This window comes from Chitinibacter sp. S2-10 (assembly GCF_046530675.1).
Taxonomy (GTDB): Bacteria; Pseudomonadota; Gammaproteobacteria; order Burkholderiales; family Chitinibacteraceae; genus Chitinibacter.
On record NZ_CP172558.1, the window covers coordinates 801660 to 814501 of the forward strand.

A 12842-nucleotide genomic window follows, 5' to 3' on the forward strand; every position below is an offset into this window, starting at 1 on the left:
GTGCTTGAGCGCTGCGTCAGATGGCGGCATACCCCTTCAGTATGGTTGTTACGCGCCATTTTTACTGACTATAAAGAAACTCCCTGTCAGACAAGAGGTTGCAGTCATGTCGAATGCCCCCGGCGGAATCAGCGCTTTGCGGCAATCCGTCCTGATTCATGAAGAAGTCAAAACGGTGGTTCGCAACTGTTTTGAGATCAATCTGATGGGGCTCAATGCCATTTTGCTGGCTAAAAAAGCCGGCGAATCGGCGCGTGGTTTTGGCGTGATTTCCAATGAATTGCGCCTGCTGAGCATCGAGCTGCAACGCGCCATGCGCGGTCTGGATGAACTGACCCAGCAATTGCTCTCATCAGCCACCTTGCGCTTGCAAGCCGAACGACGGCTGGCCCGGTTGGCTGACGCAGCGGCCTATTCAGACACTTTGCGACAAATGCTCGAACCGGCCATGCAGTACGCCCGCAGCCGCTTTAGCACCGACATCGACCCCAAGCGGTTTCACGACTGCCTAAGCGATGCGAATCAATCGTGTACTTTCGGTCTGGTGCTGGCGCGCACCGCCCGCATCGAGTCGGCGTACAGCGGCACGATGCGCACTGTGCTGGCCGAATTATCCGAAGCCTTTGCCAGCAAGATCGAAGCCATTTTGCTGCGGCTCGATTCTTTACAACGGATTACCCAAAAACTCAATTGAGGCCGAATGAAAAAAGCTCAGCTTATCGCCAGCGCAGATACGCATCGCTGGTTTGCCATTTCCCGCGATCCGCAGCGTCCCAATCATCTGATCGACACCAATGAGTACGTCGTCACCACCGGTGAAGACAGCATCTTGTGCGACCCCGGTGGTGCCGAAGTCTTTCCGGTGGTTTTTGCCGCGCTGTCCGAAGTCGTTGACCCGCGCACCGTACGTCGGATTTTTTCCTCGCATCAGGATCCGGACGTGATTTCATCGCTCGGCTTATGGAATGACTTCAACCCCGACATCAAATGCCATGTTTCCGGGCTCTGGGGTGGTTTTATTCCCCATTTTGGCTGCGACGCCGACACGCTGGTTTCGATTCCTGACGAAGGCGTCGAGCTGAGTATTGGCAAAGCCAAACTGCAAACGATTCCGGCGCATTACCTGCATTCATCAGGCAATTTTCATTTGTACGACCCGGCTTGCAAATTGCTGTTCAGCGGCGACATCGGTGCTGCGATGCTGCCACCAGGCCATGAACAGCTCTATGTCGAAGATTTTGATACGCATATCCGTTTTGCCGAAGGTTTTCACCGCCGCTGGATGGGATCGAACACCGCCAAGAAAAACTGGATCAATCGGGTCCGACAACTTGATATCGACTTGCTTTGCCCGCAACACGGCGCGATTTATCGCGGCGCTGACGTCAAACGCTTTATCGACTGGTTTGACGAATTACAAGTCGGATTGGGTTGATCTTGTTAAAATAGCCCCCATTATTTTTGAACGCCGCCAGGTGCGGCGTTTTTCATTATTGGCGTCAATACGTCACCCACAGGAAAAAGCTCATGACCATCATCGTTAATGGCGTTGAAATCACCGAAGAACAAATCGCAGGCGAACAAGACAAGCACACGCAAGCACCGAGCGCACGCGATGCCGCCATTCAGGAGCTGATCCTGCGTGAATTGCTGGTGCAGCAAGCGGCAGCCCAAGGCATTACGGCAGCGACGCCAGAAGAAAGCATTGGCGCTTTGCTCGATAATGAAATCAAGGTTGAAGAAGCCGATGATGCGGCTTGCCAGGCATTTTATGCCAACAATCAGGACAGTTTCCGCCGCGGCGAAATGGCCGTTGCCAGCCATATTCTGTTCCCGCTCGGCGAAGGTCTGGCGGCCAGTCTGGCCAAGTCAAAAGCCGAAGGCGTACTGGCTGAAGTGCAAGCCAATCCGGAACGCTTCGCAGCACTGGCCAAAGAGCACTCAACTTGCCCGTCAGGCCAGCAAGGCGGCAGTCTCGGTCAGTTCGGCCGTGGCCAGATGGTGCCGGAATTTGAACAGGCCGTTTTCAGCACCGACGCCGGTCAGATCACGCCGAATCTGGTTGAAACCCAGTTCGGTTACCACATCATTCAGGTCAACGAGCGCAACGATGGCGGTCTGGTCAGCTTTGACGAAGTCAAAGAACGTCTGCAAGCCTTCCTGACCGATATGGCCGGCCGCAAAGCGATGCACGACTATCTGGCTCAATTGGTACAAAACGCAAAAATCGACGGCTACAGCCTGCCAGCCATGGCCTGATACAGGGGTATATCGACGCAGGACATATTAAATATAACCTGCATCAAAATACCCGACAGGGTATAAATCAACCGGGCTGATGCCCGGTTTTTTCATGCTTGCTGGATGATGACCCAACTCTGTTCCCGCAGCTGGCACAGTGCCTGCGGCGTCGGGTTCAGTAATTGCGGATTGACCTCGAGCAATGCCCATTGCTGCATCAGCGCCACTGCCCCCAGTTGCGCGGCAACGCCTTTGGCGCTGTGTGCATGACGTTGTGCGATTTCGATTTCGCCGTTTTTAAGCGCCAAGACAAAATCCTGTTCCAGATCCTGCAGACGGGCAAAGCCGGTTTGCGCCAGCGCGATAAAACGCGCATCGCTAAATCCCAAACGGCTTTGTGCCTGTGCACGATCGACCAGTAGCAATGAATCGGGCTGCGCCGCACCGGCCAGCCGGACATCTGCAACCCGATTCAAACCGAGTAATTCAAGCAAATCTTGCGACTGATAGGGTTTGCTCAAATAACCATTGAGCAGGGCAAATTGCGGCTGCTGGCGCAATTCAAATTCGGGCGATGCTGAAATCAGAAAAATCGGTTTGCTAAAGCCGTTTTGACGCAATCGCTCGGTCGTTTGCAAACCATCCAGCCCCGGCATCTGGTAATCAAGCAGGATCTGGGTGATGTCCGGATGATCCGCCACCATTTGTAACCCAGCCAGTCCATTTTCAGCCGCCAGCGTCTTTGCGCCTGCCTCTTCGACGATTTCACATAGCAAATCACGATTCACCTTCTGATCTTCAACGACCAGTATCAGCTGATGATCATTGCCTGACAAGGGCTGCACGGACATACCCCTTGGCTTAACGCCCTCTTCGGCTATGATTTTGGTGTTGACCGTGACAATAAACTCGCTGCCCTGCCCAAGCTGGCTAGAGACTACAATATCGCCGCCCATCAAACGGGCAAAATCCCGACTCAGCGCCAGACCCAGTCCGGTTCCGCCGATCCGCTTGCCGCTGTCGGTTTGCTCGAAAGGCTGAAACAAATGCATTTGTTCATGCTCGGCAATACCGCAGCCGGAATCAAGAACCCGCATTTCAAGCCGGTAGTGTTCACCCACTGACTGGCCCGAAAAATAAACCACGACCTCGCCCTGCTCGGTAAATTTCATGCCATTGCCGATCAAATTAATCAGAATTTGCCGTACTTTGCCGGCATCCAGCTGCAAATACGGCGGCAAAGGCAAAGCCAGCTCAATTCGGAAATTCAGGTTTTTTTGCTGGGCCATCAAGGCAAACATGCTTTCCAGTTCCAGCTTGAGTTGCGACAGGCTCAATGCTTCATTATGCAGCTGCAGCTTGCCACTTTCCGACTTGGACAAATCAAGGACATGATTGAGCAGACTGAGCAAATGCTGCCCGGAGTGGGCGATATGGCTTAATGCGGTTTTTTGGGATTCATTCAACTGGGCACTTTGCCGCAAGCGTTCGGTGTAGCCCAAAATCGAAGTCAAAGGCGTGCGGATTTCATGGCTGATGTGTGCCAGAAAGCGGCTCTTGGCCGCATTGGCGATTTCGGCCTGCTGCCTTGCATCATCGAGCGAATGATTCAACTCCTGCAGTTTTTGCCGATGCTGCTCGCTACGCCAGAGCGTACTGAGCGCCAGCGCCGCAAACGTCAGCAATAAAATCACTTGCAATGAGGCAAGTGCAATGCGCCAGACCCCCAGTCTCGCCAATCGCTCTTTTTTCTTGTCATTGAGCTTGGTTTCTTCGGTGCGGACTCGCTGGACGATTTCTTCAATCGGCGCCTGCTGCTGAGCAATTTTGTCATGCAGAATGTCCCATTTTTCTGGCGTGATCGATCCTTGCTGCAATAACTTGTCAATTTCATCGACAAAGCGCTTCGCGTTCGGATAAAAAACCTCGTGCAAAGCAGGATCAGAAAAATTTTTGAGCGTTTCATCCAGCTCGAAGCCATAAACGCGGCTATAGACAATATCGAAACGCAACAAAAAATCGTCTTCGTTGCGCTGAATCATTGCTTCGCGCAAACGCTGATATTCACCACGAAACTGAAAAACCTGCCATAGCTGATTACCAACACCCTGTTCGGCAAAGTCCACCAGCTCGGCTTTTTGCTGTTGTTCGAAATAAACAATCAGGCTGAAATTGAACAGCAGGACACTGCTTATCAACAGCAAGCTCAGCAAAAATCGCCGCGACATGTTTATTCCACGACGATCTGTTTAAGCTGCCAGGCGCAGCGGCGGTAATATTCGGTATTGCGCAATTTCTCGTGCTGATCAAAGGGATACATGATGAATAACGGTCCTTTAGCTCTGACCGACATGGTTTGCCCATTCAAGCGGCTGGCGACGATCACATCATATTGCTGCATATCCTTGCCCGGTATATCAATCGTATAGTCATTCAGCGCCTGCAGTTTGAGGGTGTTGCCGCCCTTGCTTTTAGCCAGTTTCATCACATCACGCAATAAAGGCCCCTCAAACGTTTGCGGCTCGGGATACCAGGGCGTAGGAACCGTCATTTTCTTTTGCGGCAATTTATCCAGATCGGCCAACGTCAGCTCGAGCGGTGCTGCGACTTTACCCTGCACAGACAAAATCACTTTCGGCTTTTCGGCCTCACCTGCCACTGCCACACCACACAGCAATAAACTCACCCATAGCAACAGATTGCGTAGCATTGATTCTCTCCTTCACATCGAAAATTTAACACGCCAATGAATTTGACAGGCATCAAAATCCAGAGCCGAACAAAACTTGCCTGAACAACAGCCTCAATTACAATGATTCAAGACACTGACTCTCAGGATTCTTGATGATGCACGCACTTTTTGCCCCCGCAATTGCTTTGGTAGCCCGGTTAAGGTTTGCCCAGAAATTCATTCTGATCGCCCTGATTCTGGCGGTTCCCAGTTTTTACATGCTGGGGCGCATCGCGATCGACATCAATGCCAATATCGCTTTGCTTGAAAGCGAACGCGCCGGTTTGGACTCCGCTATTCAGGTTCGCAGCGTCATCGACCTGACCCAGCAACATCGTGGGCTGAGCAGCTCATACCTGCAGGGCAAAACCGATTTTGCCACCGCCATCACTGAAAACGAACAAAAACTGAGCATTCAGCTACAAAAAGCTGATCAACTATTTCGCGATGAATCAAATTCAACGCTGCAAACTCAATGGCAACAAATCAAACCCCAGATCGAACAACTGAGCGCGAACTGGAAACAAGCAACGCCGACCGATAATTTTGCCAACCATACCAAGGTCGTCGAATCGCTGCTCACTTTTATGGGCAGCATTTCGCATGAATCCGGTCTGGCACTCGAATCCGAAGTCGACAGTTATTATCAGCAGTCGATTTTCTTTGGCGAATTGCTGCCGGTCACCGAAACGCTAGGTAAAGTCCGCGGACTGGGTGCGCGCCTTGCCAGCAGCCAGTCGGCCAGCCCTGCCGAGTTATTGCAAATGAGCACACTCACAGCAATGATCGGCATCACGCCAGCCATCATCGAACAAAAAATTACCCACACCCAGAAGCAGGCAGCCATAGACAACATCAAGAAACTCAGCGCCCAACTACGCGCAGAACAAGCCTATTTGCAGGAAACCTTTGCCAGCGAAACCATCAGCGTTGACCCGGCTGCGCATTTTGCCCGGCTCAGCAAAACGATTGAACAGATCAATCAATTGTCAGATCAGATGCTCAACGATGTCAGTGTTTCACTTGAAACACGCGAAGCGGATGGTCAGCGCAACCGACTGCTGGTCTTTGGGCTGGCCGGACTGATGTTGCTGCTGGGCAGCTATCTGCTCACCGCGGCCTTCCTGTCGATTTCACAGTCAGTCAATCAATTGCGCCAAGGTGCAGAGCGCTTTGCCCGGGGCGATCTGAGCCAGGATGTACAGCTTGGCGTCAGCGACGAACTTGCCGATGTTTGCGACAGTTTCAACCAGATGGCGAGTGGACTCAGAACGTTGATCAAGCAAATCCGCAATAATGCCTCGGCACTCTCCACGTCCGCAGCCCAGCTCAACCACAATGCGGCCTCCGTGGTTGAAGCGGCCCGCACCCAAGCCAATGCATCCGGTGCGATGGCCGCAGCGATGGAACAGATCAGTGTCAGCATTGCTTCGGTTTCCGAGCACGCCGCCTCGTCCGAACAGCAGGCTCAACTGGCGCAAAACGAAGTCGATCAGGGTCAGCGCATCATGCAGTCGGTTTTGCACGAAATTACCCAGCTCGCCAAAGATCTGGAAATCCTTGGCAGCAATGTCGACAGCATGAAAGACCATTCGATCGAAATCGGCCAGATTGTTCAGGTCATCAAGGAAATTGCCGAACAAACCAATTTGCTGGCACTCAATGCCGCGATTGAAGCCGCCCGCGCCGGCGAGCAAGGTCGCGGCTTTGCCGTCGTCGCCGACGAAGTGAGAAAACTGGCCGAGCGCACAACCTCATCGACCGGGCAAATTCATCAGTTGGTCGCGACAATCCAGCAAGACACTGCTTCGGCAGCCGTCGGCATGGAAAAAGCGACCCGGGAAATGGAGCGTGGCAGTCAAAGTGTCGGCGAAGCCAATGATGCACTGGCGCATATCCGCGACAGCAGCCGCGCCGAGCTCAGCGCAGTCGGCGAAATCAACACCGCCATGTCCGAACAGAAATCGGCATCGCATCTGGTCGCCCAAAGTGTCGAGCGCATCGCCCGAATGGCCGAAGACATCAGTCGCAGCGCCGATCAGAATGCGGCGCTGTCCAATCAACTGCAACATAACTCAAGCGAACTTGACCGTCTGGTCAGCCAGTTCAAGCTCAATTAATTCAACCGCACAAGCCTATACACCCATCATGTATAGGCTTGTAAATCGCAATACAATTAACCCACAAAGTAATACCCCTTAAATCCTAGTTGAATAGTGGTTTCCCCGCATCGCGCCCGACAAACCGAATGTCTATGCTCCCTTTTATCTCAAAAAGGATTGCAAGACCATGCGGATCATTATCATTGGCGCAGGGGTCGTTGGCGTCACAAGCGCCTATTACCTGCAGCGTGCAGGCTGCCAAGTCACCGTACTGGAACATCACCCCGCACCAGCACAGGAAACCAGCTTTGCCAACGCCGGACAAATCTCCCCCGGCTATGCCGCACCTTGGGCTGCGCCGGGCGTTCCGCTCAAGGCGATGAAATGGCTGATGCAAACGCACGGCCCATTGCGCGTTCGCCCCAAGGGCGACGCCTTTCAGTGGGAATGGATGGCCAAAATGCTCGCCAATTGCACCGAAGCGGCGTATCAGCGCAATAAAAATCGCATGGTGCCGCTGGCCGAATACAGTCGTGATCAATTGAAATTACTACGCGCCGAAACCAGCATCCAGTACGAAGGCCGCAGCCTCGGTACGCTGCAAATTTTCCGCAAGGCAGGCCAGCTGGAAAACGGTCGCCGCGATGCCGATTTACTCTCCAAAATGGGCGTCGCCAATGAACTACTCGACACCGATGGCATCGTCAAAGTCGAACCGGCGCTCTCACACATTGCCGATCAGCTCGTTGGCGCGCTGCGCCTGCCCAACGATGAAACCGGCGATTGCCAGCTGTTTACGCAGCAACTGGCCAAACTGGCCGAACAGACTGGCGTTGTGTTCCGCTACGGCGTCGACGTGCTTGGCTTGCCGCACAAAAACGGAGAAGTAACTGCGGTACACATTTCCGGTGAAACGCTGCACGCCGATGCAGTCGTTGTCGCGGCCGGTTGTGCTTCGCGTCAGCTGGGGCAACTGCTCGGACTGGAACTGCCGGTTTATCCGGTCAAAGGCTATTCAATTACCGTCCCGCTCGATCATCCCGATGCCGCGCCGCGCTCTACGGTGATGGATGAAACGTACAAAATCGCATTAACGCGCTTTGATAATCGGCTGCGCGTCGGCGGCATGGCCGAAGTCGCCGGCTACGACAAAGTCATCGATCCCAAACGCGTTGCGACGCTGAAAATGGTCGCCAGGGATTTATTCCCGCGCGCGGGTGATTTGAATCAGGCCACGCCGTGGACTGGCCTACGCCCGATGACGCCCGACGGAACGCCGATTATCGGCGCAACGCCGATCAGGAATTTGTGGCTCAACACCGGCCACGGTACGCTGGGCTGGACGATGGCTTGCGGCTCGGCCAAAGTACTCGCCGACCTGATTTGCGGCAGCACGCCGGAAATCAGTACCGCAGCATTGAATATGTCGCGCTATCAATAATCTGCAAGCTGGCAGGGGTCGCCCACGCCTGCCACGACCAGCAAAACATCGCGCCACCTCGGCAATTCGGGCTAAAATCACCGTTAATTCATAGTCCGGCCATACGCCACAAGCGTAGCGCGCCCCTTCTTCAGGGATCACCATGCACACCAATCGCCCCTTCCCCGCCACCCGTTTGCGCCGCATGCGCCGTGACGACTTTTCGCGCCGCCTGATGCGTGAAAACACACTGACCGCGAGCGATCTGATTCTGCCGGTGTTTGTGCTCGACGGCAGCAACCGCATCGAAGACATCGCGTCGATGCCGGGCGTACAACGGATGAGTATGGATAAACTGTTTGCCGTCGCCGAAGAAGCAGTCAAGCTGGGCATTCCGGCCTTGGCGCTCTTTCCGGTGGTCGAGTCGCAGCTGAAATCACTCGACGCGCGCGAAGCATGGAATCAACGCGGTTTGGTGCCGCGCACCGTCGAAGCATTGAAAATGCGCTTTCCTGAGCTAGGCATCATCACCGACGTCGCACTTGATCCGTACACGACACACGGGCAGGACGGCATTATCGACGAAAACGGCTATGTGCTGAACGACGAAACCATCGCCGCGCTGGTCAAACAGGCCGCCAGCCACGCCGCAGCCGGAGCTGACATTGTTGCGCCGTCAGACATGATGGACGGCCGCGTCGGTGCGATTCGTGCCGCGCTCGATCGCGACAACCACATTCACACGCGGATTCTGGCCTATTCGGCCAAATACGCCAGCGCCTTCTACGGACCGTTCCGCGACGCAGTCGGCTCCAGCGGCAATCTGGGTAAGGGCAATAAATACACCTACCAGATGGACCCGGCCAATAGCAACGAGGCAGTGCACGAAGTGGCCTTAGATCTGGCTGAAGGCGCCGACATGGTGATGGTCAAACCGGGCATGCCCTATCTGGACATCGTTCGCCGCGTCAAAGACGAATTTGCCGCACCGACTTTTGTGTATCAAGTCTCCGGCGAATACGCGATGCTCAAAGCCGCGTCGCAAAACGGCTGGCTGAATGAAGAAGCCGTCGTGATGGAAAGCTTGCTGGCGTTCAAACGCGCCGGTGCCGATGCCATCCTGACCTACTACGCGATTGAAGCGGCGAAGTGGCTGGCGCAAAAGTAAGTCTGTAGTTCGCGGATAAAAAAACCTGCATTCAAACTGCAGGTTTTTTTATCCGCCTCACCATACTCATTGCCGTCAATCACCCCATACTCAAGTGCATTTGCTGCCTTTGTGGCGCGCTGGTTTTTTTCTCACTGACTTTGGGCTGCTTGCCAGCATAATCACTCAGCAACAATTTTTCAGCTTCATCCTTGCTCATACCCCCAAGCTGTAACCACTTGCAGACCATGCTGGCCAAGCGATCCAGAGCAATACGGTGTGTTGCATCGGTATTAGCGTAGAGCCAGTCCGCAAACGCCATAAAGCTGGCGAACGGCGCATCGCCCAGTAGAACAATCAAAGTGTTCGCAAAACGTCCCGAATTGGCGACCAGATCCCAATAGCGCGCAAAGCGCACCAGCCGCTGCATCGTCGTGAAATCAATATCGCGGTTGGCCAGAATGGTATACGGCGGAAAGGGGTCGTACTTCATCGCGAATTCGTCGGTGTGCCGGATAATCGGCGTGCCGCGCAGCCGTTTCAAAATACCGAATTGAATCTCATGCGGGCGCAACGCGTAGAGCGCGTCAAAACCAGCGCCGAAGCTCTCCGCCGTTTCACCGGGCAGACCGGCGATCAAATCGACGTGCAAATGCGCCTGCGTGTGGTTCACCAGCCAGCGGATATTGTCGGCCGCTTTCTCGTTATTCTGCTTACGACTGACCAGCGTTTGCACCTCGGGGTTAAAGCTCTGGATGCCGATTTCAAATTGCAGCGCGCCGGGCGGGAATTTCATGATGCCTTCGCGCAATGCTTCGGGCAAATGATCGGGAACGACTTCAAAATGCGCAAAAATAGAATCATCAGGATGCGCGGCGATCTTGTCGAGAAAAAACTGCATAATCTGCAAACTGGTGTTGATATTCAGATTAAACGTGCGATCGACAAACTTGAAAAGCCGCGCGCCGCGCTGATACAGCGTTTCCATTTCGTCCAGAAAGCGCGTCAATTCAAACGGCCACGCCGTTTTATCCAAGGCGGAGAGGCAAAACTCACACTTGAACGGACATCCGCGCGATGCTTCGACGTACAGCGTACGGTTTTTGATGTCCTCGTCGGTATAGAGCTGATACGGCAGAGCTAAATCGGCCAATTTCGCCTGCACACCAGCGTGGATTTTCATTAGCGGCTGCGGGCCGTTGATGATCTGGCGGCACAAATCGGGCAGCGTGACCTCGCCCCAGCCGGTGACGACAAAATCGGCATCTTTGACAATCGCCTGCTCGGCGGTCTCAAACGACACTTCAGGGCCACCGAGGATGATTTTAACGTCGGGCGCAACGCGCTTGAGCAGTGCCACCAGCCTTGCCGTTTCTTCGACGTTCCAGATATACACGCCAAAACCGATGATGCGCGGCTTTTTCGCCAGCAGCCGCTCGGCAAACTCGGTCGTTTTGCCGCCAATCACAAATTCCATGATTTCGGTCTGCGACTGCAATTCACCCATATTGGCCAACAAATAGCGCAAGCCGAGCGAGGCATGCGTGTAACGGGCGTTGAGCGTGGACAGGATGATGGACATGGCAAAACCGATGGCGAGCAAAACGCTATTTTACGGGTTTACGGCCAGCTCGTGGCTGGCGATTGCTCAAAGGCATTGGCCTAAGGCCAGTCAGGGGAGCTCTTGCCCCTCCCCTGACAACCCCAGCGTACCGTGAATGGCATCCCGCGTCGCTAAGCGGCAAAGCCGCTAAGCTTTGGCGTCACGCCCGATCGCCGCGAAACCCCGTTTGAAAAAGGCATGGGCGAGGCACCGCTTCAACTCGCCACGGGCAATCCGTTCTAATTAGCGACAGGGGTATAGCTGTCAAAGCCAATGCAGATTTAATCTTTCGAGCAACACCAAGGCAGGTATAGGTCTTGATCGTTGGTCTGGGGCTTGAATTCCCGTTAAAGCGAAGGCCGAGCGAGGAGCGAGACTTTAGGCTCGCGACGAGAGAGGGTACGGCGGAGCCGACTTCGCCTCGGGGCTCCTTTGGGGCGTAGGGGGCTTTGGAGAAGCAAAGCCCCCTACCTGCCCGCGCGGCGGAACGCGCATAAAAACACCGTGCCGAAGGCACTGAAAATCATTACAATTATTGAAATCAAGCTACTGGCGGCAATCGGCCACAACCAGTCATTTATTTCTGAATTCGTTATTTTGGAAGCTCATGATGACCAAGAAAGAGCGAATTAATCACGTTTATCGCCTTGATGGATATTTAGATGCCCTATCTCTTGTGAATGGCAATTTCAGAAAGTCTCGTTACGGAGCGTACTTAGCAGATATAGGAAACACAGGCATTGAGGAACAACTTAAATCAATTTATTTGCCCTATGAAGCAACAGTTACTTTTGGGGAATTAGAAACAATACCAAATTGGTTAAGACGCCTTGAGTCAGAACTGAACAACTCGTTGCTAGGAAACCTTCTTGGCAAATCTTTTGACTCAGAAAGACATCTGGAGAAAAATCGTATTCATCAAGCAGGCTGGTATGTTATGGAGATGATTCGCGTTTTAACAGATGACTTCCAGTCGAGTCCCATAATCTATAAATGCAACATTACGGTCTCCGATACAGATACAAAGCCCACTTCCAGTGGTTCGCTATACATTATCCCAATACGCTCTGAATATCTGGTCTTAAGCCTAGAGTGGTGAATCCTCCTTACAAGTCACTCTAAGCTATACCCCAAAGCAGCATGACTGAACCTTAATGCTGGACTGCAGGAGTTCCGCTCTGGGTCGTAAACGGACAGTATCAATAAAAACGCCGCAAGTTTAACCCTTGCGGCGTTTTTCTTGATTGAAGCGAATTACTCGGCTTTCAAATCGGCAACCATCTCAGCCAACTCACCGCTGGCATACAGCTCTTTCATAATGTCGCTGCCGCCGATGAATTCGCCCTTGATGTAGAGCTGCGGAATCGTTGGCCAGTTGGCGAATTCCTTGATGCCCTGGCGGATTTCCGGGTCGGCCAATACATTCACCGCAGCGAAATTGACACCGAGGTTTTTCAGGATTTGTACCGCGCCAGCCGAAAAGCCGCATTGCGGGAAGGTTGGAGTGCCTTTCATATACAAAATCACTGGGTTTTCAGTCACTTGTTGGCGGATGGTGTCTTGTGTGCTCATGGTTTAAGGCTCGCAAAGCTTGAATA

The 12842-nt window shown here is 53.4% G+C and carries 11 protein-coding genes; 7 read left to right on the forward strand and 4 right to left on the reverse strand.

The genetic code is table 11. The annotated features are described in order from the left end of the window. Window positions 1-106 precede the first annotated feature (106 nt). The 3 genes from ACG2XO_RS03770 to ACG2XO_RS03780 all read left to right on the forward strand — a co-directional run bounded on the left by ACG2XO_RS03770 (window position 107) and on the right by ACG2XO_RS03780 (window position 2259). Window positions 107-694 (forward strand): hypothetical protein, encoded by a 588-nt coding sequence (locus ACG2XO_RS03770; protein WP_410499484.1) that lies wholly within the window; start codon window positions 107-109, stop codon window positions 692-694. Between the two features lie 6 nt (window positions 695-700). After that, the gene (locus ACG2XO_RS03775; protein ID WP_410499485.1) at window positions 701-1435 is read left to right on the forward strand and encodes an MBL fold metallo-hydrolase; all 735 of its coding nucleotides are present in this window, start codon (window positions 701-703) and stop codon (window positions 1433-1435) included. Between the two features lie 92 nt (window positions 1436-1527). Further along, complete coding sequence (locus ACG2XO_RS03780; protein WP_410499486.1) at window positions 1528-2259, forward strand: peptidylprolyl isomerase; 732 nt, start codon at window positions 1528-1530, stop codon at window positions 2257-2259. A 92-nt stretch (window positions 2260-2351) separates the two neighbouring features. On the opposite strand, the gene ACG2XO_RS03785 is transcribed toward ACG2XO_RS03780, so the two are convergent. Next, on the reverse strand, window positions 2352-4469 hold the full coding sequence (locus ACG2XO_RS03785; RefSeq protein ID WP_410499487.1) for an ATP-binding protein: 2118 nt from the start codon (window positions 4467-4469) through the stop codon (window positions 2352-2354). Between the two features lie 2 nt (window positions 4470-4471). Next, a complete protein-coding gene (locus tag ACG2XO_RS03790) occupies window positions 4472-4951 on the reverse strand; it encodes a hypothetical protein (protein ID WP_410499488.1) in 480 nt (159 codons plus the stop codon). A gap of 134 nt (window positions 4952-5085) precedes the next feature. Between ACG2XO_RS03790 and ACG2XO_RS03795 the strand changes: the two genes are divergently transcribed. From ACG2XO_RS03795 to hemB, 3 genes are all read left to right on the forward strand, one after another. Then, window positions 5086-7092 (forward strand): methyl-accepting chemotaxis protein, encoded by a 2007-nt coding sequence (locus ACG2XO_RS03795; protein WP_410499489.1) that lies wholly within the window; start codon window positions 5086-5088, stop codon window positions 7090-7092. A gap of 169 nt (window positions 7093-7261) precedes the next feature. Further along, entirely contained in the window at window positions 7262-8515 is a 1254-nt protein-coding gene (locus ACG2XO_RS03800) for a D-amino acid dehydrogenase (RefSeq protein ID WP_410499490.1), read from the forward strand. 142 nt (window positions 8516-8657) lie between these two features. After that, entirely contained in the window at window positions 8658-9662 is a 1005-nt protein-coding gene (gene hemB / locus ACG2XO_RS03805) for a porphobilinogen synthase (RefSeq protein WP_410499491.1), read from the forward strand. Between the two features lie 79 nt (window positions 9663-9741). On the opposite strand, the gene ACG2XO_RS03810 is transcribed toward hemB, so the two are convergent. Then, window positions 9742-11223: a DUF4080 domain-containing protein gene (locus ACG2XO_RS03810; RefSeq protein ID WP_410499492.1), complete on the reverse strand. Its 1482-nt coding sequence runs from the start codon at window positions 11221-11223 to the stop codon at window positions 9742-9744. A 628-nt stretch (window positions 11224-11851) separates the two neighbouring features. On the opposite strand from ACG2XO_RS03810, the gene ACG2XO_RS03815 reads away from it, so the two are divergent. Then, window positions 11852-12343, forward strand: a complete 492-nt coding sequence (locus ACG2XO_RS03815; RefSeq protein ID WP_410499493.1) for a hypothetical protein — start codon at window positions 11852-11854, stop codon at window positions 12341-12343. 155 nt (window positions 12344-12498) lie between these two features. Here the strand turns inward: ACG2XO_RS03815 and grxD are convergent, their stop codons facing one another. After that, window positions 12499-12816 carry a Grx4 family monothiol glutaredoxin gene (grxD, locus tag ACG2XO_RS03820; RefSeq protein ID WP_410499494.1) on the reverse strand — a complete coding sequence of 106 codons (318 nt, stop codon included), beginning with the start codon at window positions 12814-12816 and terminating at the stop codon, window positions 12499-12501. Window positions 12817-12842 lie beyond the last annotated feature (26 nt).

Bases quoted from the DNA above. Each gene is read 5' to 3' on its own strand.
- ACG2XO_RS03775 (WP_410499485.1), top strand. From the start codon at position 701: ATGAAAAAAGCTCAGCTTATCGCCAGCGCAGATACGCATCGCTGGTTT.
- ACG2XO_RS03800 (WP_410499490.1), top strand. From the start codon at position 7,262: ATGCGGATCATTATCATTGGCGCAGGGGTCGTTGGCGTCACAAGCGCC.
- grxD (WP_410499494.1), bottom strand. From the start codon at position 12,816: ATGAGCACACAAGACACCATCCGCCAACAAGTGACTGAAAACCCAGTG.
- ACG2XO_RS03810 (WP_410499492.1), bottom strand. From the start codon at position 11,223: ATGTCCATCATCCTGTCCACGCTCAACGCCCGTTACACGCATGCCTCG.
- ACG2XO_RS03790 (WP_410499488.1), bottom strand. From the start codon at position 4,951: ATGCTACGCAATCTGTTGCTATGGGTGAGTTTATTGCTGTGTGGTGTG.
- ACG2XO_RS03780 (WP_410499486.1), top strand. From the start codon at position 1,528: ATGACCATCATCGTTAATGGCGTTGAAATCACCGAAGAACAAATCGCA.
- ACG2XO_RS03785 (WP_410499487.1), bottom strand. From the start codon at position 4,469: ATGTCGCGGCGATTTTTGCTGAGCTTGCTGTTGATAAGCAGTGTCCTG.
- hemB (WP_410499491.1), top strand. From the start codon at position 8,658: ATGCACACCAATCGCCCCTTCCCCGCCACCCGTTTGCGCCGCATGCGC.
- ACG2XO_RS03770 (WP_410499484.1), top strand. From the start codon at position 107: ATGTCGAATGCCCCCGGCGGAATCAGCGCTTTGCGGCAATCCGTCCTG.
- ACG2XO_RS03815 (WP_410499493.1), top strand. From the start codon at position 11,852: ATGATGACCAAGAAAGAGCGAATTAATCACGTTTATCGCCTTGATGGA.
- ACG2XO_RS03795 (WP_410499489.1), top strand. From the start codon at position 5,086: ATGATGCACGCACTTTTTGCCCCCGCAATTGCTTTGGTAGCCCGGTTA.